The organism is Cellulomonas marina (genome assembly GCF_900111925.1).
GTDB lineage: Bacteria > Actinomycetota > Actinomycetes > Actinomycetales > Cellulomonadaceae > Cellulomonas > Cellulomonas marina.
Genome location: NZ_FOKA01000002.1, coordinates 112,899 through 134,784 on the forward strand (window position 1 = coordinate 112,899; position 21,886 = coordinate 134,784).

The window sequence follows — 21,886 nt, forward strand, 5'->3', positions numbered from 1 at the left end:
GGACGCGCCCGGTGGAGCACCGTGGTGCAGCACGTCGGCGCGGTGCCCGAAGGGGGTCGGGGCCGACCACCTACGATCAGGGGGTGACCGCCACGTCCTCCCCGTCCTCCTACACCGCCCGGCACCTGTCGGTGCTGGAGGGGCTGGAGGCGGTGCGCAAGCGCCCCGGCATGTACATCGGCACCACCGACAGCCGCGGCCTCATGCACTGCCTCTGGGAGATCATCGACAACTCCGTCGACGAGGCGCTCGGCGGGCACGGTGACCGCATCGAGGTCGTGCTGCACGCCGACCAGTCCGTCGAGGTGCGCGACAACGGCCGCGGCGTCCCGGTCGACACCGAACCGAAGACGGGCCTGACGGGGGTCGAGGTCGTCTTCACCAAGCTCCACGCGGGCGGCAAGTTCGGCGGCGGCTCGTACGCGGCCTCGGGCGGCCTGCACGGCGTCGGTGCCTCCGTGGTGAACGCGCTGTCGGCGCGGCTCGACGTCGAGGTCGAGCGGCACGGCCGCACGCACCGCATGACGTTCCACCGTGGCGAGCCCGGGACGTTCGACGACTCCGCGGGCCGCGGCCCCGACTCCCCGTTCGAGCCGTTCGTGTCCGGGTCCGAGCTCGCGGTGGTCGGCAAGGTCGCCCGCGCGAGGACCGGGACGCGCGTGCGCTACTGGGCCGACCGGCAGGTCTTCCCCGCGACCGCGGTCTTCGGGTACGACGAGCTCGTCACCCGCGCGCGGCAGACGGCGTTCCTCGTGCCGGGCCTGACGATCGTCGTGCGCGACGAGCGCGGTCTCGCCGGCACGCCCGGTGCGGACGGCCCGCACGAGGAGACGTTCCGGTTCGACGGCGGCGTCGTCGACTTCGTCGAGCACCTGGCACCCGACGCGGCCGAGACGCCGACGTGGCACCTGACCGGCGCGGGCGACTTCACCGAGACCGTCCCCGTGCTCGACGAGCGGGGCCACATGACGCCGCAGGAGGTGCGGCGCACCTGCGAGGTGGACGTGGCGCTGCGCTGGGGCACCGGCTACGACACGGAGCTGCGCAGCTTCGTCAACATCATCGCCACCCCCAAGGGTGGCACCCACCAGGCGGGCTTCGAGCAGGGCCTGCTGCGCACGGTGCGCAAGGCGGTCGAGGCCAACGCGCGGCGGCTGAAGGTGTCGGGCAAGGACGCCGAGGAGCGCATCGAGAAGGAGGACGTTCTCGCCGGCCTCACGGCCGTCGTGACGGTCCGCCTCGCCGAACCGCAGTTCGAGGGCCAGACGAAGGAGGTCCTCGGCACGGCACCGGTCCGCGCGATCGTCGCCCGGGTGCTCGACACCCAGCTCGGTGCGGTGCTCGGGGCGACCGACCGGGCGGGCAAGGAGCACGCCACCCGCCTGCTGGAGAAGGTCGTCGGGGAGATGCGCGCGCGGCTGTCGGCGCGCAAGCAGAAGGAGATCTCCCGCCGCAAGAACGCGCTGGAGAGCTCGTCGCTGCCCCCGAAGCTGGCCGACTGCCGCAGCGACGACGTCTCGCGCAGCGAGCTGTTCATCGTCGAGGGGGACAGCGCGCTCGGCACCGCGAAGCTGGCGCGCAGCTCGGAGTTCCAGGCCCTGCTGCCCATCCGCGGCAAGATCCTCAACGTCCAGAAGGCGTCCGTCACGGACATGCTGAAGAACGCCGAGTGCGCGGCGATCATCCAGGTCGTCGGCGCCGGCTCCGGCCGCACCTTCGACCTCGAGGCCGCGCGCTACGGGAAGATCGTGCTCATGACGGACGCCGACGTGGACGGCGCCCACATCCGCACGCTCCTGCTCACGCTGTTCTTCCGGTACATGCGGCCCCTCGTCGAGGCGGGACGGGTGTTCGCCGCCGTCCCCCCGCTGCACCGGATCGAGGTGGTCGGCTCGGGCGGCCGCAAGGGCGAGTACCTCTACACGTACTCGGAGGCCGAGCTGGCCGCGACGCTGAAGAAGCTCGACCGGGCCGGTCGGCGCTACAAGGACGACATCCAGCGCTACAAGGGGCTGGGGGAGATGGACGCGGACCAGCTCGCGGAGACGACGATGGACCCGCGGCACCGGACCCTGCGGCGCGTGACGGCCGAGGCCGCGCAGCGCGCGGAGGAGGTCTTCGAGCTGCTCATGGGCTCCGACGTGGCACCCCGCAAGGACTTCATCGTCGCGGGGGCGACGGCGCTGGACCGCAGCCGCATCGACGTCTGAGCGCAAAGGGCTGGCCCCCCGCGCGTGCCGCGCGCCAGGGTGGGGGCATGGCCGGCACGACGACCTCGACGACAACAACCGACCCGACGACCGCGACGACCCTGGCGCCCATCGCCGAGCGGGCCGCGCCGCCCGCCGCCCTGCCCGTGCCGGACGCCGCGCTGGGTCTCGCATGGCGCCCGCTGGCCCGGGCGGACGCGCCCGCGCTGCACGGCCTCGTCGAGGCGGTGGAGGTCGCCGACGGCGCGCCGGCGCGCACCGCTCCGGAGGAGGTCGAGGAGTACTTCGACGGGGAGTGGCGCGACCTGGACCGCGACACGCTCGGCGGGTTCGACCCCGACGGCGTGCTGCGGGCGTTCGCCGACGTCTCGACGGCACCCGGCGACCGCACGGTCGTGCGGGCGTTCCTGCGCGGCGGCGTGCACCCGGACGTGCGCGGGCGCGGGATCGGCCGCGCGGTGCTCGACTGGTCGGTCGGCCGGGGGCGCCAGCTCCTCGCGGCGTCCGGCAAGGAGCTGCCGGGCCGGATCGCCGCCTACGTCGACGACGACGCCCACGCCACGGTTGCGCTGCTGCGCCGGTCCGCCCTCGCGCCCGTGCGCTACTACACCGAGATGCGCCGGTCGCTCGCCGACCCCCTGCCGCCCGTGCGCCAGGTGCCCGGGGTGCGGCTCGAGCCGTTCTCGGCCGACCGGGACGAGCAGACGCGTCTGGCGCACAACGAGGCCTTCGCCGACCACTGGGGCAGCGAGCCGCGCACCGCGGAGCAGTGGTCGCAGGGCCGCAGCATGTTCGCGCCGGCCTGGAGCGTCCTGGCGGTGGACGAGGCGACCGACGAGGTCGTCGGCTACGCCCTGTCCGGCCGGTACGAGCAGGACTGGCCCGTGGCCGGCTACTCCTCGGGCTACACCGAGCTGCTGGGCGTGCGGCGCGCGTGGCGCGGGCGCGGTGTCGCCGTCGCGCTGCTCGGCGCCGTCATGGCCGCCTACCGCGCCGACGGCGTCGAGTACGCCGAGCTGGGCGTCGACACCGCCAACCCCTCGGGCGCGCACGGCCTGTACGCCTCCCTCGGGTACGAGGCGTTCCACAGCTCGACGATGTGGAGCATCGAGCTGTAGGCCGCCGCGGACCGGTCGTCAGCCGACGGCGTGCACCGGGGCCGCGAGCGGCGTGCCGGACCCGTCCCGGCGCACGTCGACGCCGGGCAGGTCGACGGCCTGCCCGCCCGCCGCGACGGCCAGCGCCGGCGCCGGCCCGACCCAGGCCAGCAGCAGCGCGTCCTCGCCGCGCAGGAACCGGTGCGAGCGCACGCCGCCCGTCGCCCGCCCCTTGGCGGGGAAGACCGCGAACGGCGTCACCTTCGCGCTGCCCGCCTGCGTCCCCGGCAGCGCGGACGACGAGCCCGCCACCGTCACGACCTGCGCCTCCGTGCCGGGCGGCACCGCGGCGAGCGCGACGACCCGCGCGCCGGCGGCCAGCGCGATGCCGGCCATCCCGCCGGCGGGACGCCCCTGCGGCCGCACCGCCGACGCCGCGAACCGCAGCAGCGACGCGTCCGAGGAGACGAGGACGAGCTCGTCGTCGTCGCGCGCCTCCACCGCGCCGACGACCTCGTCGCCGGGCTTGAGGCCGATGACCTCCCAGGCGTCGCGGTTGGCCGGCACGTCCGCGCTGGCGACGCGCTTGACCACGCCGCCGGCGGTCGCCAGCGTCAGCGTCGGCGCGTCCGCCCCGAGGGCGCACAGCCCGACGACGCGCTCGCCGCGCTCGAGGGGCACGACCTCGGCCAGCGGCACCCCGCCGGACAGGCTCGGTGCGCCGGCGGCCGGCGCCAGGGCCGGCAGGTCGAGCACCGGCACCCGGACCACGCGGCCCGCCGACGTCACGGCGCCGACGTGCCCGCGCGCGGTGGCGAGCACCCCGCCGGCGAGCACGTCGTGGCGGGCGCGGTGCGCCGGGTCGGGGCGCGGCGGTGCCTCGGCGTCCGGGGTGCGCGCGAGCAGCCCCGTGGCCGACAGCAGCGCCCAGCACGGCGTGTCGGCGATCTCCAGCGGCGCGGCCGGGGCCCGTCCGCGCCCCCGCGCGGCGGCTGCCGCCGTGGCGCCCACGGCCGACCCGCCGGCGTGCTCCAGCAGCACCGTGCGCCGCGGCGTCCCGTACGTCTGCGCGACCTCGGCCATCTCGTCGCTGACCAGCTCGCGCAGGAGCTGGTCGTCGCCCAGCACCTCCTCGAGCTCGGCGATCTCCGCCGCGAGGCGGTCCCGCTCGGCCTCGAGCTCGAGCACCGAGAAGCGCGTGAGGCGCCGCAGCCGCAGCTCGAGGATGTACTCCGCCTGCGGCTCGGACAGGTCGAAGACCTGGCGCAGCCGGGTGCGTGCCGTCTCCGCGTCCTCCGCGGAACGGATGACCTGGATGACCTCGTCGATGTCGAGGATGGCGACGAGCAGGCCCGCCACGAGGTGGGCCCGGTCCTTGCGCTGCGCGAGCCGGTGCTCCGAGCGCCGCCGCACCACGTCGATGCGGTGGTCCACCCACACCTGCAGCAGCTCGCGCAGGCCCAGCGTCCGCGGCTGCCCCTCGACGAGCACGACGCTGTTGACGCTGAACGCGTCCTCCAGCGGCGTGTACCGGTAGAGCTGCTCGAGGACGGCCTCGGGGTGGAACCCGGACTTCACCTCGATGACGAGGCGCACGCCGTGGGTGCGGTCCGTGTGGTCGTCGAAGGAGGCGATGCCCTGCAGCCGCTTGGACTGCACGCCCTCCTTGATCTTCTCGCGGACCTTCTCCGGCCCGACGAGGTACGGCAGCTCCGTGACGACGATGCCCTGCCGCCGCGCCGTGACGTTCTCGATGCGGGCCGTGGCGCGCGTGCGGAACTGCCCGCGGCCCGTGCGGTACGCCTCGCGCACCCCGTCGAGCCCGACGATCTTGCCGCCCGTCGGCAGGTCCGGCCCCGGCACGAAGCGCAGGAGGTCCTCGAGGGTGGCGGCCGGGTGCGCGATGAGGTGGCGGGCGGCGGCCACGACCTCGACGAGGTTGTGCGGGACCATGTTCGTCGCCATGCCGACCGCGATCCCGCTCGCGCCGTTGACCAGCAGGTTCGGGATCGCCGAGGGCAGCACCGCCGGCTGCTGCAGCCGGTTGTCGTAGTTCGGGACGAAGTCGACGGTGTCCTCGTCGAGGTCCCGCGTCATCGCCGTGGCCGCCGGGGCCATCCGGGCCTCGGTGTACCGCGGGGCGGCGGGCCCGTCGTCGAGCGAGCCGAAGTTGCCGTGCCCGTCGATGAGCGGCAGGCGCAGCGAGAACGGCTGGGCGAGGCGGACCATCGCGTCGTAGATCGCCGCGTCGCCGTGGGGGTGGAGCTTGCCCATGACGTCGCCGACGACGCGCGCGCTCTTGACGTAGGGCCGGTCCGGGCGCAGGCCCATCTCGGACATCTGGAACAGGATGCGCCGCTGCACGGGCTTGAGGCCGTCGCGGGCGTCGGGCAGGGCGCGGGTGTAGATGACCGAGTAGGCGTACTCGAGGAACGACGCCTCCATCTCGGCGGCGACGTCGATGTCGACGATCCGCTCGGCGACGTCCGGTGGGGGGACGTCGGGGGAGGACGGGCGTCGCGCCATGGGCGGTGCCTCTCGGGACGGGGACGGGACTGCCGACCATTGTCGCCGCCCGCGCACCCGGGGACGGCACGACGCGCTGCGGGGGCCGCCGGGCTGGGTGGGGCGCGAGGTGCTCGCTAGGGTGGCGCGCATGGCAGACGTCGCGGCGGACGGGGCCGGCGCCGCCGTGCCGCCCGCGGGTGCGCGCGCTCCCGGGCCCGGGGCGTACCCCGCCGCGTGGGAGGCGGACGTCGTGCTCTACGACGGCTCGACGACCCACGTGCGGCCGATCCGGCCCGACGACGCCGAGGCCCTGCAGGCCTTCCACCTCGGGCAGTCCGAGCGCTCGACGTACATGCGCTGGTTCGCGCCGATGGAGCGGCTCTCGGAGCGAGACCTCACCCACCTGGTGACCGTCGACCACGACGACCGCGTCGCGCTGGTCGCGGTCACGGGTGGCGACGGGCCGGGCGACGACGAGCGCATCACCGCGGTGGCCCGCTACGACCGCATCGACCCCGACGTGGCCGAGGTGGCCTTCAACGTCTCCGACGCCCACCAGGGCAAGGGCCTGGGCTCGGCGCTGCTCGAGCACCTGGCCGCGGCGGCCCGCGAGCGCGGCGTGCGGCGGTTCGTCGCCGAGGTGCTGCCGCAGAACGGGCGCATGATCGCGACCTTCCGCGAGGCCGGGTACGCCGTGCGGCAGCACACGGAGGACGGCGTCGTCTCCGTGGAGTTCGACATCGACCCCACCGAGCGCTCGCTCGAGGTCATGGCGGACCGCGAGCACCGCGCGGAGGCGCGGTCGGTCCGCGGCATGCTCGGCGCGCGGTCGGTCGTCGTCGTCGGGCCGGGCAGCGGTGCGACGGGCGTCACCGTCCGGCTGGCGCAGACCGTCACGGGCGCCCTGCGCGCGGGCGACCCGACGCTGCCGGTGCACACCGTCGGCGTGCCCGGCCGTCCGGGGGAGGCGGACCGTTGGGCCGCCCTGGCGGAGCTGCCGACGCCCGTGGACCTCGCGGTGCTGGCGGTGGAGGCGGCCGACGCCGAGGGGTTCGTCCGGGCGCTCGCGCGGCACGGCGTGCGGGCGTGCGTCCTGCTCTCGGCGGGCTTCGGCGAGACCGGCGCGCAGGGGCTCGACCTGCAGCGCCGGCTGCTGCGCGCCGCCCGGGGGACGGGCCTGCGCATCGTGGGGCCGGCGTCCTTCGGGCTCGTCGCGGTGCGGCCGGACGGCTCCGTCCTCGACGCCTCGCTCGTGCGCGAGACGCTGCCGCGGGGGCGCGTGGGCCTGTTCTGCCAGTCGGCGCAGGTGGCGGTCGGGCTGGCGGGCGCGGTGCGGCGGCGCGGCCTCGGCGTCGCGCAGTTCGTCTCGGCCGGGCACCGCGCCGACGTGTCCGGCAACGACCTCATGCAGTTCTGGACCGACGACGAGAGCACCGACGTCGTGGCGCTCGCGCTGGAGAGCATCGGCAACCCTCGCAAGTTCCAGCGCATCGCGCGGCGGCTGTCCGCGACGAAGCCCGTCGTCGTCGTCACGGCCGGGCGGTCGGGACAGGTGGTGCCGCCCGGGCACCAGGTGCGCTCGACGTACGCGCCGGCGCGCACGCTCGACGAGATGATGCGCCATGCCGGCGTCATCCGCGTCGAGAGCACCGGAGCGATGCTCGACCTCGTGCAGCTCCTCGCGCACCAGCGGCTGCCCGCCGGTCGGCGCTGTGCGGTCCTGGCGGGGTCCGCGACGGTCGCCGCCGTGGTCGTGGAGGCCGCCGCGGGCGCGGGTCTCGTCGTCCGCCAGGACCCCGTCGTCGTCCCGGAGGACGCCGGGCCGGACGCCGTGGCCGCCGCGGTCGAGCAGGTCTACGCGCAGGACGCCGACGTCGTCGTGGCGGTGCGCGTGCCGACGGTGTACGGCCCCGACCCGGTGCTGCACCGGGCCGTGGCCGAGGCGGCGGCGCGCACGGGCCGCCCCACCGCGGCGTGCTTCACCGGGCTGAGCGGCATCACCGCCGACCTCACGGCGCCCGGACCCGACGGGCGGCCCTGCACGGTCCCGGCGTTCGGCACCGCCGAGGACGCGGCGCTCGCGCTCGGGCGGGCGGCGCGCTACGCCCGCCGGCGGGCGGAGGACCGCGGCCGGCCCGTCGCGCCGCCCGGCGTCGACGTGCGCGCCGCCCGGCGGCTCGTGCGCGCGTGGTCCGCGTCGGACGGCGCCCCCGTGGCCCTCGACGCCGCGCGCACGGCCACCCTGCTGTCGGCGGTCGGGATCGGCGTCGTGCCCGCCGTCCCGGCGCGCGACGCGGAGGAGGCCGTGCGCGCGGCCCGTGCCATGGGCTACCCGGTCGCGCTGAAGACGACCGTGCCCGCGCTGCGCCACCGCGCCGACCTCGGCGGCGTGCGCCTCGACCTCGAGGACGACGACGAGGTGCGCGCCGCGGCGGCCGCGCTCGCCGCCGTGACCCAGGGGCAGCGGCCCGCGGTCGACGAGGCGCCGCTGGAGGTGCAGGCGATGGTGGAGCAGGGCGTCTCGTGCGTCCTGCGCTCGACGGAGGACCCGCTCTTCGGGCCCGTGCTGAGCTTCGGGGTGGCGGGGGACGCCACGGACCTGCTGGGGGACGTGGCGCTCGCGATGCCGCCCCTCACGGACGCCGACGTCGCCGCCTTCGTGCGCTCCCCGCGCGCCGCCGCGCGGCTCTACGGGTACCGCGGCAGCCCCGCCCTGGACGCCGCCGCGCTGGAGGACCTCGTCGCGCGCGTGAGCCTGCTCGCCGACGGGCTGCCGGAGCTGCGCTCGCTCGAGCTCAACCCCGTCGTCGTCACGCTGGACGGCGTCCGGGTGCTCGGCGCCCGCGCCGGCATCGGCCCCGCGGACCGCTCCGACGCCCCCGCGAGGGCGCTCGGCCGCTGACCCGGCCGTGCGATCATGAGCCGTGCCTGCCGTTCCCGCCCACCTGCGCCACGACCTGCACCGGGCGGGGTACTACCCCGACCTCGTCGCCGACGTCCTCGACGTCGCGCTGGCCGAGGAGCCCGTGCTCGCCCACCTCGTGCACCCCGAGACGACGTTCGACGCCGACGAGGTGCGCCGGCACGTCACCGTGCTGGCGCTGACGCCGACGCGGCTGGTCGTCGCCCACGTCGACGACCACCCGGCGGACTCCGAGCACCCGTCCGCAAGCGCCTCGGCGACGACGGAGGCCGTCCCCGTCACGAGCCTGCGGTCGGTCGCCGTCACGCACGTCGTCGACGCCCCGGCGGAGCACCGGCCCGGGCGCACGGCCACCGAGGTGACGCTCGCGGTGGGGTGGGGCGGCGTCTCCCGGGTCGACCTCGAGCCGGCCACGTGCGGCGACCCGGCGTGCGACGCGGACCACGGCCTCACCGGCACGCTCAGCCCCGACGACGTCGTCGTGCGCGTCAGCTCCGCGGCGGAGGGCGAGCACGCCGTGCGCGCCGCGCTCGACTTCGCCCGGCGCCTCTCGGCCGCCAGCGCCCGCGGCTGATGCCGGCGCGGCACGTCGCGACGTCACCCGTGGAGGAGGCCGCCGCCGCGGCCGGCTTCCTTCACCCCGGCGGCCCGCGCCGCCTGGGCCGCGTCCTGCCGGCGCTCGCCGACGTCCTGGGGGTCGCCGTGCACCCCGACGGCCCGGACGCGCGTGCGGCGCTCGGCCTGCCGACGGCCGAGCGCGTGTGCGTCGTCCTCGTCGACGGGCTCGGGCACCTCAACCTCGCCGAGCGGGCCGGGCACGCGCCGTTCCTCCGCTCGCTCCTGGCCGGCAGCGAGCCGCTGACGAGCCCCGTGCCGTCGACCACCGCCACCGCGATGGGCACGTTCGGCACGGGGGAGGGGCCGGGCCGGACCGCGATGCTCGGCTACACCGTGCGGGACCCCGCCACGGGGGCGCTCGGCAACCTCGTGTCCTGGACGGACCTGCCCGCGCCGCGCGCGTGGCAGCGCGTCCCCGGCCTCCTGGCCGCGCTGGCGGGGGCGGGCGTGGCGACGACGAGCATCGGTCCCGCGCGGTTCGCCGGCAGCGGCCTGACCGAGGCGGCGCTGGCCGGTGCCGCGTTCGTCGCCGCCGAGCCGCTGGGCGCCCGGGTGGACGCCGCCGTGCGCACGCTGCGCCGGCCGGGCCTGACCTACCTCTACTGGGGCGACGTCGACAAGGCCGGCCACCACCACGGCTTCGGGTCGGCCGCGTGGGGGGCCGCGCTCGAGGACGTCGACGCCGAGCTGCGGCGGCTGGCGCGCTCGCTGCCGGCGAGCACGCTGCTCGTCGTCACCGCCGACCACGGCATGGTCGACGTCGACCGCGCGCGGCGGTGGGACGTGGCGGCCGACCCCGTGCTCGGCCGGGACGTGGCGCTGGTGGCGGGGGAGCCGCGCGCCCTGCACCTGCACCTGGCACCGGGCGCGGACGCCCCGGCCGTGGCCGGCCGGTGGCGCGACGTGCTGGGGGAGCACGCGGTCGTCGGCACGCGGGAGGAGGTCGTGGCGGCCGGGTGGTTCGGCCCCGTCGACCCGCACGTCCTGCCCGTCGTGGGGGACGTCGTCGTGGCGATGACGGGGCGGGCGACCGTCGTGGACTCCGCGACGCAGAGCGCGGCGTCGCTCGAGCTGGTCGGGGTGCACGGGTCGCGCACGCCCGCGGAGATGCTCGTGCCGCTGCTCGTCGCCGGGGGTGCGTGAGGCGTGGCCGAGCTCGTCTTCTTCTCCGGCACGATGGACTGCGGCAAGTCGACGCTGGCGCTGCAGATGCACCACAACCACGCGGCGCGCGGCCGCCACGGCCTGCTGTTCACGCAGCACGACCGGGCCGGGACGGCCGTCATCTCCTCGCGGCTGGGCCTGGCCCGCCGCGCCGACGAGGTGACGGCGGCGACCGACTTCTGGGAGCTCGTGCTCGCCCGGCGCGGGGCGGGGCACGCGGTGGACTACCTCGTGTGCGACGAGGCGCAGTTCTACGCGCCCGAGCAGGTGGAGGCGCTCGCGCGGGTCGTGGACGAGCTCGAGGTGGACGTCTTCGCCTTCGGCATCACGACCGACTTCCGCGCCCGGCTCTTCCCGGGGTCGGCACGGTTCGTCGAGCTGGCCGACCGGGTCGAGGTGCTGCAGGTCCGGGCGCTGTGCTGGTGCGGCGCCCGCGCCACGCACAACGCACGCACCGTCGGCGGTCGCATGGTCGTCGAGGGGGCGCAGGTCGTCGTCGGCGACGTCGACCCCTCCGCGGAGGACGTCGCCTACGAGGTGCTGTGCCGACGCCACCACGTGCGCCGCATGACGGCCGCGACGGCCCGCGCGCACGCGCCGGCCCCCGCCGGCGGCTGATGGTCGCGCGGCCCGGGCCGCGCGATCCGGGGCGACTCCGGGCTACTCGGGACGCGCCCCGAAGACGATCTCGTCCCAGCTCGGCACCTTCGCGCGGCCGCGGCGCGCCGCCCGCGGCCGGTCCGCGGGCGACGAGCCTGCCGACCCCGTCGCCGCGAGCGGCTGCTCGGCGGACGCGGTCTGACCGCTCGTGGCCGGTGCCGCCGTGCCCGTCTCCGTGCCCGTCCCCGTGCCCGTCCCCGTGCCCGTCCCCGGCTCGGGCGAGCCCGGGGCCGGCGGGCGGGGCGCCTCGGCGTCCGTCGTGCTCGCGGTCTCGCGGACGACGGGCCCGACGGGAGTGCGCTGCCGACCGGTGAGGGCCAGGACGCGCGCCTCGGTCCGCGGGTCGGCGTCCACCGGGTGCGCCCCGGGGACCTGGGCCTCGAGGTGCCCGAAGTCGAAGGTCCGCTGCGGCCCGAAGCCCTCGAACTCCTCGTCGTCGTCGCCGGGCGGCTCGTCGTCGAGGGGCTGGCGCACGCCGCGCCGGGCGCGCAGGTCGTCGAGCAGCGCGGCCGTCGGGTCGTCGACCGGGCCCGCCGCGTCCGGCCCGCCGTCGCCGGCGGGGACCTCGTCGTGCGGCGTGCCGTCACCGGCGGGGATTCCCCCGGCGGGCAGGTCGAACACGACGTCGCGCACGGCGGCGAGGTGCCGGCGGCCCAGGAGGTCGGCGGGGATCTCGGTCTCCGACAGCCAGCGGGCCTCGTCCTCCTCGGCGGCCACCGTGCGGGCTGCGCCGTCGAAGGTCCAGCGGGCCTCCCGCCGGTCCTCCCCGACGACGAAGCGCGCCGCGACGGTCCACGGCCGCCCCACCTCGCGGAAGGCGTCCCACGACAGCGTGTCGGGGTCGACGCCGCGCGCGGCGAGCCGGTCGGTGACGAGGTCCCCGAGCACCGGGGCGTCGGCCTCGCGGCCGATGCGGGTGGCGCGCGCCTGGTCGGCGACGTACTCGCGCTCCGCCATGACGGGGCCCTCGTAGCGGCGGACGTGGTCCACGGAGGTGCCGGCAGCGGTCGCGACCTCCTGGGCCGTCGCCCCCGCCCGGATGCGGGCCTGGATCTCGCGCGGGCTCAGGCTCGCAGCACCGCCGGAGCGCAGCTGCTCCAGCTGCGGCCGGTCGCGCCGCACCGCGGCCCGCAGGGCGTCGTCGATGCGGAGCCGGTAGCGCGGGGCGCCCGGTCCGGCGCCGGGTCCGGCCAGGACGACGTGCTCGCCGTCCTCGTGCAGCCCGACGAGCTCGAGCTCAGCCATGGGTCCTCCCGTTCGTCTCCCCGCAGGGTGCCATCCCCAGGGGCGGGTGTCGGGGACCCGCGCCGGTGTGCCGTCGCCCGCCGGGCAGGACGGGGCAGAGGACGGAGGCAAGGACGGAGCAGAGGACGGGGCAGAGGACGGGGCGGAGGACGGGGCGGAGGACCCGGCAGGGGATAGTGGCGGGTGTGAGCACCCCGACGCCCCCTCCGACCGCCCCGGACCGCCTCCCCCAGCAGCACGACCTCGACGCCCTCCTGGCGGTCGCGGAGACCGTGGCGCGGGAGGCCGGCGCGCTCGTCCACGAGGGCCGCCCCGAGCGGGTCACGGTCGCGGCGACGAAGTCGTCCCCGCAGGACGTGGTGACCGCGATGGACGTCGCCTCGGAGACGCTGCTGCGCCGGCGGCTGGCCGAGCTGCGGCCGGACGACGGCGTTCTCGGGGAGGAGGGCACCGACCACGCCGGCACCAGCGGGGTCACGTGGGTCGTCGACCCCATCGACGGCACGGTGAACTACCTGTACGGCATCGACGACTACGCGGTGTCGGTCGCGGCGGTCGTCGGCGACCCGGACCCCGCGACGTGGACGGTCCTCGTCGGGTGCGTGCACGCGCCCGCCGTCGGCACCACGTACACCGCCGCCCGCGGCCGGGGCGCGTGGCGCGACGGCGTGCCCCTGCAGGTAAACGCGGACGTGCCGCTCGCCCTGTCGCTCGTCGGCACGGGGTTCGGCTACGAGGCGGAGCGACGGCGGGCGCAGGGGGCCGTGGTCGCGGCGCTGCTGCCGCAGGTGCGCGACGTGCGCCGCATCGGGTCGGCCGCGCTCGACCTGTGCCGGCTCGGCGCCGGAGGTCTCGACCTGTACTACGAGCGCGGCCTCAACCCCTGGGACCTGGCGGCTGGGCAGCTCGTCGCCCAGGAGGCGGGCGCCGTCGTCACGGGGCTGCACGGTCGCCCGCCGGGCCGCGACATGACCGTCGCGGGGCCGCCCGCGGGGCAGGCGGAGCTCGTCCGGCTGCTGGAGGGGCTGCGCGCCGACGAGGGCGCGTAGCCGGTCGCGGACGCCTGCGGGATAGGGCACAATCCCTGCCGCCGTCGCGGGAACAAACCCCGGCGGCCGGGCATTGGAGGGTCGCCGGCCGAGCGGGGACGCGCGGGGGGACCGGCGGGAGCGGGGCGCACGGCGCCGCCGCACCCGCGGGCGCCCGCCGCGTCACGCGTGGCCGGTGCACCGGCGCCCGGCGGCGGTGCGTGGACGAGAGGCCGACCCGCAGGGGCCGGCGGGAGACGGAGAACATCATGGCGACCGACTACGACGCACCGCGCAAGACCGAGGAGGACCTGTCCGAGGACTCCCTCCAGGAGCTCCAGGCGCGGCGCTCCGACAAGAGCTCGGGCCAGGTGGACGAGGACGAGACGGAGGCCGCCGAGGGCTTCGAGCTCCCCGGCGCGGACCTGTCCGGCGAGGAGCTGAGCGTCCGGGTGCTGCCGCGCCAGGCCGACGAGTTCACGTGCTCGTCCTGCTTCCTGGTGCACCACCGCAGCCAGCTGGCGGGGGAGAAGAACGGGCAGCCCATCTGCTCGGAGTGCGCGGCCTGACGCCGCTGCCGGCGCCGGTGGGCCCGCTCGGCGCCTAGCGGCGCGAGCCACCCGCGGCGCCGGCCCGCACCAGGGCGGCGGCGAGCGCCTCCGGCGAGCGCGTCGACACGAGCCAGTACGGGGTCGGGTCGGCGGGGTCGTCCAGGTCGGCGCGGACCACCGTGGGGATCCACCCGCGGAGGCAGACGTGGGCGCGGGCGTCGAGACCCGGACCGAGCGCGGTCCGGGTCTCCTGCACGTCCAGGGGCTGCACGGCGCCGAGCAGGTGGACGGGCACGGCCGCCCCGCCCGCGCGCAGGGTGCTCGTCGTGACCTCGACGACGGGGGCCGAGCGCACGAGGGCCACGCCCACGACCACGGCCGCGACGAGGCCCCCGGCGACCGCCAGCAGGGGGTCGACGGGGATGAGCACCGCGCCGAAGGTGACGACGAGGAGCAGCGCGAACAGCCAGCCGCCCCGCCCCACGGTCAGGCGCTCGCGGTGCAGCACGACCTCCGCCCCCTCGTCCCCACCGGGCCGTCGGGGCGGCTGCGCGGGACCTGGTCCGGGGGTGTCGTCGTGCACCGCCCCAGCATCTCAGACCGGCGCCGGTGCGGCGTGGGGGTGCGGGTCGACGCGATGCCCGCACGTCCCGGCGCGGCGGGTAGGGTCGCGGCCCGTGACCGAGCCCGTGACCGAGCGCGCCGACCAGCACCCGTCGTCGCCGGCCGGTGCCGCGCCGCTGGTGGTGGCGCTGCGTCGGCTGGACCCGGACCTGCCGGTCCCCGTGCACGCCCACCCGGGCGACGCCGGGGTCGACCTGCTGGCCCGCGAGGCCGTGGTCGTGCCGCCCCTCGGCCGGGCCACCGTGCCGACGGGCATCGCGATCGCGCTGCCCGAGGGGTGGGCGGCGTTCGTGCACCCGCGCTCCGGGCTCGCCGCCCGGCACGGCCTGACCGTGCTCAACGCCCCCGGGACGGTCGACGCGGGCTACCGCGGCGAGGTGGCGGTGGTCCTGCACAACACGGACGCGACGGAGCCCGTGCGGCTCGCGCGCGGCGACCGGGTCGCCCAGCTCGTCGTGCAGCGCGTCGAGCAGGTGCGGTTCGCCGAGGTCGACGAGCTGCCCGGCTCCGTGCGGGGCGCCGGCGGCTTCGGGTCGAGCGGCGGCTGGACGCCGCCGCCTGGGCCGGTCGGGGGAGCGTCCTGAGGTCCGCTCCCGGCGCGCCGCGCCGCGGGGTCACTGTCGGGGGAGCCGAGACGGCGGTGCGACGCACGGCCGGAGGGAGTGAGCGACGTGGGTCTGTTCCGACGTGCCAGGACCGCACCCGGGCCGGAGGCGGCCCCGGGTGAGGCGGGTCCGGCCCCGGACGACGTGACGGGTGACTGACCGACGACCGGACGGGCGACGACGCCGCGGGCGACGGTTCGACGGCGGGGACGTCCGCACCCGCGCGCGGGCCGTGGGACGTCGCGGAGGCGCCCGCGGGCGAGCGCGTCGACCTCGGTGCGCTGCGCGTGCCGGCCGTGCAGGGCATGGAGCTGCGCATGGAGGTCGACCAGCGCACGAAGACGGTGCAGGGCGTGCAGGTCGTCCTCGACGGCTCGTCGCTGCAGATGCAGGCCTTCGCCGCGCCGCGCACCGACGGCATCTGGGACGAGGTGCGCGCGGAGATCCGGACGCAGGTGACCGGCCAGGGCGGGTCCGTCGAGGAGCTGGACGGCCCCTTCGGCACGGAGCTGCTCGCCCGCCTGCCCGTCCGCACGCCGGACGGCCGCACGGCGCACCGACCCTTCCGCTTCCTCGGCACCGACGGCTCGCGCTGGTTCCTGCGCGGCCTGCTGTCCGGGCGCGCGGCGGTCGACCCCGAGGCGGCGCGGCGGCTCGAGGCGGTGTTCGCCGGCGTCGTCGTCGTGCGCGGCACCGAGGCGCGCCCGCCGCGGGAGCTCCTGCCGCTGCACCTGCCGGGCCGCCAGCCCGTCCCCCCGCCGCCGCCCGTCCCGGACGGCCGCCCCGACCTCGACCCGCTGACCCGCGGGCCCGAGATGACGGAGACCCGATGACCCTCAAGGAGAAGCTCGCGAAGGCCCTCGCCTCGCGGGCCGAGATCGAGGCCGACGAGGAGCGGGCCGAGTCCGTCGTCACCGGCGCCTGCACGCCGGTCCACGACCTGCCGGACCGCTGCCGCGCCACCGTCTCGGGCGTGGTGCGGGCCGTGACGCTGCGCCCGCGGGAGGGGGTGCCCGCCGTCGAGGCGGAGCTGTACGACGGCTCGGGCACGCTCGTGCTCGTCTGGCTCGGTCGTCGGGAGATCGCGGGCATCGAGCCCGGCCGCCGGCTGCGCGTCGAGGGCATGGCGTGCGAGAAGGGCGGCCGGCGCGTCATGTACAACCCCGGCTACGAGCTGCGCGCGCGGCCGGGCGAGTGAGCACGTCCGAGCCGCCGTCGCCCGTCGCGCCGGGGTCGGCGTCGTCGGACGGACCCGCGTCGGGACCTGCAGGGGCACCCGCGCGGCGCGGCCTGGGCGCCGTGGAGGCCGAGCACTTCGACGCCCTCGCCGCCGTCGGCGGGGTGCGCGGGGCGGTGGAGTCCGTCGCCCCGGGGTTGCTGTTCGTCGTCGTCTTCGTCGCCTCGGGGCAGCGGCTGGTGCCCGCCCTCGTCGCCTCCGCGGCCGCCGCGGTCGTCGCCGTGGTGGCGCGGCTCGTGCAGCGCACGCCGGTCACGCAGGCGCTCTCGGGCGTGCTGGGGGTCGCGGTGGGCGTCGTCTGGGCCTGGCGGACCGGCGACGCCGCCGACTACTTCGCCTACGGCCTGTGGGTGAACGTCGCCTACCTCGTGGGCACCCTGCTGAGCGTGCTCGTCCGGCTGCCGTTCGTGGGGCTCGTCCTCGGGCTCTTCCGGCCCGAGGGGCCCCTGACGGCGCAGGGCTCGTGGGCGGGCGCGCTGGCCTGGCGTCGGGACCCCGCGCAGGTGCGCCGCTACACGTGGGCGTCCTGGCCGTGGGTGGGCCTGTTCGCGGCGCGCCTCGCGGTGCAGGTGCCGCTCTACCTGGCCGGCGAGGTGGCGTGGCTGGGCACCGCCAAGCTCGTCATGGGGCTGCCGCTCACGGCGGTCGCCCTCTGGCTCAGCTGGGTCGTGCTCCGCGGGTCAGGAGCGTCTCGAGCGCCGCGCGGTCCGCGTCCCGCCCCGTGACGATGAGCAGCTCGTCGCCGACCTCGAGCGTGTCGTCGGGGCTCGGGGCGAGCGGCCGGGCGTCCCGCACGACGCAGGCCAGCACGGTGTCCTCCGGCCAGGCCACCTGACCCACGAGCGACCCGACGAGGGGCGACGACGGCGGCAGCGTCAGCTCGAGGATGTCGGCCTTCGACTGGTGGAACGTGAAGATGCTGACGAGGTCGCCGACGGCGACGGCCTCCTCGACCATCGACGTCATGATGCGCGGCGTCGACACGGCGACGTCCACGCCCCACGCCTCGTCGAACATCCACTCGTTCTTCGGGTTGTTCACGCGCGCCACCGTGCGCGGCACGCCGAACTCGGTCTTGGCCAGCAGCGAGATGACGAGGTTGGCCTTGTCGTCACCGGTCGCCGCGACCATGACGTCGCACTCGTCGGCGCGCACCTGCCGCAGCGTCGGCAGCTCGCACGCGTCGGCCAGCAGCCAGTCGGCGTCCGCCACCTGCGCCACCCGCATCGCGGTGGGCTGCCGGTCGACGAGCGTCACCTCGTGCCCGTGCCCGAGGAGCTCCCGGGCGATGGACCGGCCGACGGACCCGGCCCCCGCGATGACGACCCTCACGCCGTCACCACCGGTGCGACGGTGAGCACGCGCTCGACGGCGTCCGCGTCCGCGGTGCGCATGAGCACGTGCACCTGGTCGTTCTCCTGCAGGACGGTCCCCGCCGTGGGCAGCACGCCGGCACCGTAGCGGGTGACGTAGGCGACGCGTGCGCCGCTGGCCTCCTCCAGCGCGCGCAGCGGCTTGCCGACCCACGCCGCGTGCACGTCCACCTCCGCCAGGCGGACCTGCCCGGACGGGTCGCGGAACTCGTCCGTGGAGCCCAGCGGCAGCAGCCGACGCAGCACCTGCAGGGACGTCCAGCGCACGGTCGCGACCGTGGGGATGCCCAGCCGCTGGTAGATCTCCGCGCGGTGGGGGTCGTAGATGCGGGCGACGACGTTGTCGACGCCGTAGGTCTCCCGCACGACGCGCGCCGCGAGGATGTTGGAGTTGTCGCCGTCGGACACCGCCGCGAAGGCGTAGGCGTCCTCGATGCCCGCCTGGTGCAGCGTGTCCCGGTCGAAGCCGAGCCCCGTGACCTTGCGGCCGGAGAAGGTCTCGTCCAGGCGCCGGAACGCGTCCGGGTTCTGGTCGATGACCGCCACGCCGTGGCCGCGGCTCTCGAGCTCGTGCGCGAGCGAGGCGCCCACGCGACCACATCCCATGATGACGAAGTGCACGGTGCCGACCCTAGCGCCGGACCGGCGCCGCGCCTGCGTAGCATGGGCGCTCGTGCCCGACCTGACCGACGCCGCCAAGCGGCTCCTGCTGGGCCGCCCGGTCCGCAGCGACCGGATGGGGCACACCCTGCTCCCCAAGCGCATCGCGCTGCCGGTCTTCGCCTCCGACGCGCTGTCGTCGGTCGCGTACGCCCCCGACGAGATCCTCCTCACCCTGTCGCTGGCGGGCCTGGCGGCGACGACGATCTCGCCCTGGGTCGGCCTCGTCGTCGTCGTCGTCCTGGTGACGGTCATCGCCTCGTACCGGCAGAACGTGCACGCCTACCCCTCCGGGGGCGGCGACTACGAGGTGGCCACCGTCAACCTCGGCCCCCGCGCCGGCCTCACCGTCGCCAGCGCGCTGCTGGTCGACTACGCGCTGACCGTCGCGGTGTCCGTGTCGGCCGCCTCCCAGTACGCCGCCGCGGCCATCCCCGCGCTGCGCGGGGAGGAGGTCACGGTGGCGCTGTCGCTCATCGTCGTCCTCACCCTGCTCAACCTGCGGGGGGTGAAGGAGGCCGGCACGGCCTTCGCGGTCCCCGTCTACCTCTACATGGTCGTCATCGGCATCACGGCCCTCACCGGGCTCGTCCGGTGGGCGACGGGCTCGCTGCCCCTGGCGGAGTCGGCGGCCCTCGACGTGGCGCCGGTGCCCGGGTACGAGACGGGGCTGGCCGGCGCGGCCGGGCTGTTCCTCGTCCTGCGGGCCTTCGCGTCGGGGTCGACGGCCCTCACCGGTGTCGAGGCGATCAGCAACGGCGTCCCCGCCTTCCGCAAGCCCAAGTCCCGCAACGCGGCCACGACGCTGGCCCTGCTCGGCACGATCAGCTCCTTCCTCGTCCTGTCGATCCTCTTCCTGGCGCGCGAGACGAAGGTCCACTACGTGGAGGACCCGGGCGAGCAGCTCCTGCGCGACGGGGTGCCGGTGGGCGACGGGTACGTGCAGGACCCCGTCATCACGCAGCTGTCCCAGGCCGTGTTCTCGGGCTTCCCCGTCGCGGCGGTCCTCGTCGCCGTCGTCACGGGCCTCATCCTCGTGCTGGCCGCCAACACCGCCTTCAACGGGTTCCCGGTGCTCGGCTCGATCCTCGCCAAGGACGGGTTCCTCCCGCGCCAGCTGCACACCCGCGGCGACCGGCTGGCGCTGTCGAACGGCATCGTCACGCTGGCCGTCGGCGCGGGCGTGCTGGTGTTCGCCTTCCACGCCGACGTCACGCTGCTCATCCCGCTGTACACGGTGGGCGTGTTCGTGTCCTTCACGCTGTCCCAGCTCGGCATGCTGCGGCACTGGAACCGGCACCTGCGCACGGAGCCGGACCCCGTGGCACGCGCCCGGATGCGCCGCTCGCGGCTCGTCAACGGCATCGGCTTCTCCATGACGGCCGTCGTGCTCGTCGTGGTGCTCCTCACGAAGTTCGCGCTCGGCGCGTGGATCGCCATCCTGGCGATGCTCGTCATCTTCACGCTCATGAACGGGATCCGCCGGCACTACGACCGGGTCCGCCGGGAGCTCGACCTCGACAGCGGCAGCCCCGACGCGCGCGCCCTGCCCAGCCGCGTGCACGCGATCGTCCTCGTCTCGCGCGTGCACCGGCCGACCCTGCGCGCGCTGGCCTACGCACGGGCCTCGCGCCCGCAGGTCCTCGAGGCCGTGACGGTGGCGGTCGACCCCGAGGACGTCGCGCCGCTGCGCGCCGCGTGGGACGCCCTCGACCTGCCCGTGCCGCTCAAGGTGCTCGACTCGCCGTTCCGGGAGATCACCCGGCCGGTCCTCATGTACGTGCGGTCCGTGCGGCGGGAGAGCCCGCGCGACCTCGTCGTCGTCTACATCCCGGAGTACGTCGTGGGCCACTGGTGGGAGCACCTCCTGCACAACCAGAGCGCGCTGCGCCTCAAGGGGCGGCTGCTGTTCACGCCGGGCGTCGTCGTGGCGTCCGTCCCGTGGCAGCTCTCGTCGTCGGCGGGGCAGACCGGGCTCGAGGACGCGGTGCGGCAGACGCGGACCCGGGGTGTCTGAGCGCGGCGCGCGGCCCGGCCGGCCGCCGCGGGGACGCCGGCCCCGGCCCCGGCCGGCGGCGGACCCCGGACGCGCCGGGGAGGTCGTCGAGCTCGACGTCGGCGCGCCGGCGCACGGCGGGCACTGCGTCGCGCGCTTCGAGGGCCGCGTCGTCTTCGTCCGGCACACGCTGCCCGGTGAGCGCGTGCGGGCCCGCCTGACGGACGCCGGCGAGGGCGCCTCGTTCTGGCGCGCGGACGCCGTCGAGGTCCTGACCGCGTCGCCCGACCGGGTGCCGTCCGCCTGGCCCGAGGCGGGGGCCGGCGGGGTCGGCGGCGCGGAGCTCGCGCACGTGGCCCTGCCCGCGCAGCGGGCCTGGAAGGCGGCCGTGCTGTCCGAGCAGCTGCGGCGGATCGCGCACCTGGACCGCGACGTCCCCGTGCACGCGCTGCCCGAGGACGACGAGCGGGGCGGGCTGCACTACCGCACCCGGGTGGAGCTCGTGGCCGACGACGAGGGCCGCGCGGGGATGCGCGGCCCGCGCTCGCACGCCGTGCACCCGGTGACGTCGCTGCCGCTGGCGGTGGAGGCGATCGAGGCCCTGGACCTGCCCGGGCGGCGGTGGCCCGCGGGGGCGCGCATCGAGGCGGTGGCGCCGGCGTCCGGGGACGCGCCGGTGGTGCTCGTCGACGGGGTGCCCTGGGACCTGGGCCGCGGCCGGCCGGACCCGCGCCCGAACGCGCGGCGCACGGTGCACGAGGAGGTCCGCGTGCGCGGGACGACCTACCGGTACCGGGTGCAGGCCGCGGGCTTCTGGCAGGTGCACCGGCGCGCGCCCGAGGTGCTGACGGCGGCCGTGCTCGACGGGCTGGGGGACGTGACCGGGGCGACCGTGCTGGACCTCTACGCCGGGGCGGGGCTGTTCACGGCCGTGCTCGCGGACGCCGTGGGGGCCGCCGGCCGCGTGGTCGGCGTCGAGGGCGACGAGCGGGCCGTGCGCGACGCCCGTCGGACGCTGCACGACCGTCCCCAGGTGCTGCTGCGCACGGGCGAGGTCGGGGACGTGCTCACGCGGGCGGGTGCCGACGCGGACGCGGGTGCGCCCGCGGACGGGGCGGCCGACGGCGGGGCCGGGGCGCTGCCGGACGCCGTGGACGCGGTCGTGCTGGACCCCTCGCGCGCCGGCGCCGGACGGCGCGTGCTCGACGCGGTCGCCGCGCTCGCGCCGCGACGGGTCGTCCACGTGGCCTGCGACCCCGCGGCGCTGGCGCGCGACGTCGGGCTGCTCGTCGGGCACGGGTACCGGCTCGACGACGTGCAGGGGTACGACCTGTTCCCCATGACCCACCACGTCGAGGCCGTGGCGGTGCTGACCCGGGCGTGAGCG

At 76.7% G+C, this 21,886-nt stretch carries 19 protein-coding genes; 14 read left to right on the forward strand and 5 right to left on the reverse strand.

Annotated elements, in window-relative coordinates; genetic code table 11:
- Positions 1 to 83 precede the first annotated feature (83 nt).
- Positions 84 to 2,210 (forward strand): DNA gyrase/topoisomerase IV subunit B, encoded by a 2,127-nt coding sequence (locus BM048_RS03055; protein WP_090030732.1) that lies wholly within the window; start codon positions 84 to 86, stop codon positions 2,208 to 2,210.
- Positions 2,211 to 2,257: 47 nt separating this feature from the next.
- Positions 2,258 to 3,328, forward strand: a complete 1,071-nt coding sequence (locus BM048_RS03060; protein WP_090030734.1) for a GNAT family N-acetyltransferase — start codon at positions 2,258 to 2,260, stop codon at positions 3,326 to 3,328.
- Positions 3,329 to 3,346: 18 nt separating this feature from the next.
- Here the strand turns inward: BM048_RS03060 and BM048_RS03065 are convergent, their stop codons facing one another.
- Positions 3,347 to 5,833 carry a DNA gyrase/topoisomerase IV subunit A gene (locus tag BM048_RS03065; RefSeq protein WP_090030736.1) on the reverse strand — a complete coding sequence of 829 codons (2,487 nt, stop codon included), beginning with the start codon at positions 5,831 to 5,833 and terminating at the stop codon, positions 3,347 to 3,349.
- 130 nt (positions 5,834 to 5,963) lie between these two features.
- Here BM048_RS03065 and BM048_RS03070 point away from each other — a divergent pair, with 130 nt between their 5' ends.
- From BM048_RS03070 to BM048_RS03085, 4 genes are read left to right on the forward strand one after another with little or no spacing between them, the layout of a single operon-like run.
- Positions 5,964 to 8,717, forward strand: coding sequence for a GNAT family N-acetyltransferase (locus BM048_RS03070; protein ID WP_090030738.1), 2,754 nt, complete (start codon positions 5,964 to 5,966; stop codon positions 8,715 to 8,717).
- A 22-nt stretch (positions 8,718 to 8,739) separates the two neighbouring features.
- A complete protein-coding gene (locus BM048_RS03075; protein ID WP_090030741.1) occupies positions 8,740 to 9,312 on the forward strand; it encodes a DUF5998 family protein in 573 nt (190 codons plus the stop codon).
- Positions 9,312 to 10,499, forward strand: a complete 1,188-nt coding sequence (locus BM048_RS03080; protein ID WP_090030743.1) for an alkaline phosphatase family protein — start codon at positions 9,312 to 9,314, stop codon at positions 10,497 to 10,499. Before BM048_RS03075 ends, BM048_RS03080 begins: the two co-directional genes overlap by 1 nt.
- 3 nt (positions 10,500 to 10,502) lie before the next feature.
- Positions 10,503 to 11,138: a thymidine kinase gene (locus BM048_RS03085; RefSeq protein WP_090030745.1), complete on the forward strand. Its 636-nt coding sequence runs from the start codon at positions 10,503 to 10,505 to the stop codon at positions 11,136 to 11,138.
- A 42-nt stretch (positions 11,139 to 11,180) separates the two neighbouring features.
- Here the strand turns inward: BM048_RS03085 and sepH are convergent, their stop codons facing one another.
- On the reverse strand, positions 11,181 to 12,425 hold the full coding sequence (gene sepH, locus BM048_RS03090) for a septation protein SepH (protein ID WP_090030747.1): 1,245 nt from the start codon (positions 12,423 to 12,425) through the stop codon (positions 11,181 to 11,183).
- Positions 12,426 to 12,610: 185 nt separating this feature from the next.
- Here sepH and BM048_RS03100 point away from each other — a divergent pair, with 185 nt between their 5' ends.
- Both BM048_RS03100 and BM048_RS03105 read left to right on the forward strand, forming a co-directional pair.
- Positions 12,611 to 13,474: an inositol monophosphatase family protein gene (locus tag BM048_RS03100; RefSeq protein WP_090030956.1), complete on the forward strand. Its 864-nt coding sequence runs from the start codon at positions 12,611 to 12,613 to the stop codon at positions 13,472 to 13,474.
- Positions 13,475 to 13,722: 248 nt separating this feature from the next.
- The gene (locus tag BM048_RS03105) at positions 13,723 to 14,022 is read left to right on the forward strand and encodes a DUF4193 domain-containing protein (RefSeq protein ID WP_090030752.1); all 300 of its coding nucleotides are present in this window, start codon (positions 13,723 to 13,725) and stop codon (positions 14,020 to 14,022) included.
- Positions 14,023 to 14,056: 34 nt separating this feature from the next.
- Here BM048_RS03105 and BM048_RS03110 read toward each other — a convergent pair whose 3' ends face one another.
- Positions 14,057 to 14,587, reverse strand: a complete 531-nt coding sequence (locus BM048_RS03110) for a DUF3093 domain-containing protein (protein WP_090030754.1) — start codon at positions 14,585 to 14,587, stop codon at positions 14,057 to 14,059.
- 94 nt (positions 14,588 to 14,681) lie between these two features.
- Here BM048_RS03110 and dut point away from each other — a divergent pair, with 94 nt between their 5' ends.
- The 4 genes from dut to BM048_RS03130 all read left to right on the forward strand — a co-directional run bounded on the left by dut (position 14,682) and on the right by BM048_RS03130 (position 17,195).
- Positions 14,682 to 15,212: a dUTP diphosphatase gene (gene dut, locus BM048_RS03115; protein ID WP_203708945.1), complete on the forward strand. Its 531-nt coding sequence runs from the start codon at positions 14,682 to 14,684 to the stop codon at positions 15,210 to 15,212.
- Between the two features lie 308 nt (positions 15,213 to 15,520).
- Complete coding sequence (locus tag BM048_RS03120; RefSeq protein WP_239078946.1) at positions 15,521 to 16,066, forward strand: DUF3710 domain-containing protein; 546 nt, start codon at positions 15,521 to 15,523, stop codon at positions 16,064 to 16,066.
- Positions 16,063 to 16,431 (forward strand): OB-fold nucleic acid binding domain-containing protein, encoded by a 369-nt coding sequence (locus tag BM048_RS03125; protein ID WP_090030758.1) that lies wholly within the window; start codon positions 16,063 to 16,065, stop codon positions 16,429 to 16,431. The genes BM048_RS03120 and BM048_RS03125 overlap by 4 nt, the downstream gene beginning before the upstream one ends.
- 101 nt (positions 16,432 to 16,532) lie before the next feature.
- Positions 16,533 to 17,195: a DUF3159 domain-containing protein gene (locus tag BM048_RS03130; RefSeq protein WP_308439534.1), complete on the forward strand. Its 663-nt coding sequence runs from the start codon at positions 16,533 to 16,535 to the stop codon at positions 17,193 to 17,195.
- Here the strand turns inward: BM048_RS03130 and BM048_RS03135 are convergent.
- Both BM048_RS03135 and BM048_RS03140 read right to left on the reverse strand, forming a co-directional pair.
- Complete coding sequence (locus tag BM048_RS03135; RefSeq protein WP_090030761.1) at positions 17,128 to 17,802, reverse strand: potassium channel family protein; 675 nt, start codon at positions 17,800 to 17,802, stop codon at positions 17,128 to 17,130. The genes BM048_RS03130 and BM048_RS03135 overlap by 68 nt on opposite strands.
- Positions 17,799 to 18,449 carry a potassium channel family protein gene (locus BM048_RS03140; RefSeq protein ID WP_090030958.1) on the reverse strand — a complete coding sequence of 217 codons (651 nt, stop codon included), beginning with the start codon at positions 18,447 to 18,449 and terminating at the stop codon, positions 17,799 to 17,801. The genes BM048_RS03135 and BM048_RS03140 overlap by 4 nt, the downstream gene beginning before the upstream one ends.
- 67 nt (positions 18,450 to 18,516) lie before the next feature.
- On the opposite strand from BM048_RS03140, the gene BM048_RS03145 reads away from it, so the two are divergent.
- Positions 18,517 to 20,520: an APC family permease gene (locus tag BM048_RS03145; protein WP_090030763.1), complete on the forward strand. Its 2,004-nt coding sequence runs from the start codon at positions 18,517 to 18,519 to the stop codon at positions 20,518 to 20,520.
- On the forward strand, positions 20,513 to 21,883 hold the full coding sequence (locus tag BM048_RS03150; protein ID WP_090030765.1) for a class I SAM-dependent RNA methyltransferase: 1,371 nt from the start codon (positions 20,513 to 20,515) through the stop codon (positions 21,881 to 21,883). The genes BM048_RS03145 and BM048_RS03150 overlap by 8 nt, the downstream gene beginning before the upstream one ends.
- Positions 21,884 to 21,886 lie beyond the last annotated feature (3 nt).

What these genes read in the sequence shown, in the direction of transcription:
- BM048_RS03080 (WP_090030743.1), top strand. Translation starts at nt 9,312, where the DNA reads ATGCCGGCGCGGCACGTCGCGACGTCACCCGTGGAGGAGGCCGCCGCC.
- BM048_RS03105 (WP_090030752.1), top strand. Translation starts at nt 13,723, where the DNA reads ATGGCGACCGACTACGACGCACCGCGCAAGACCGAGGAGGACCTGTCC.
- BM048_RS03125 (WP_090030758.1), top strand. Translation starts at nt 16,063, where the DNA reads ATGACCCTCAAGGAGAAGCTCGCGAAGGCCCTCGCCTCGCGGGCCGAG.
- BM048_RS03060 (WP_090030734.1), top strand. Translation starts at nt 2,258, where the DNA reads ATGGCCGGCACGACGACCTCGACGACAACAACCGACCCGACGACCGCG.
- sepH (WP_090030747.1), bottom strand. Translation starts at nt 12,425, where the DNA reads ATGGCTGAGCTCGAGCTCGTCGGGCTGCACGAGGACGGCGAGCACGTC.
- BM048_RS03070 (WP_090030738.1), top strand. Translation starts at nt 5,964, where the DNA reads ATGGCAGACGTCGCGGCGGACGGGGCCGGCGCCGCCGTGCCGCCCGCG.
- BM048_RS03140 (WP_090030958.1), bottom strand. Translation starts at nt 18,449, where the DNA reads ATGGGATGTGGTCGCGTGGGCGCCTCGCTCGCGCACGAGCTCGAGAGC.
- BM048_RS03065 (WP_090030736.1), bottom strand. Translation starts at nt 5,833, where the DNA reads ATGGCGCGACGCCCGTCCTCCCCCGACGTCCCCCCACCGGACGTCGCC.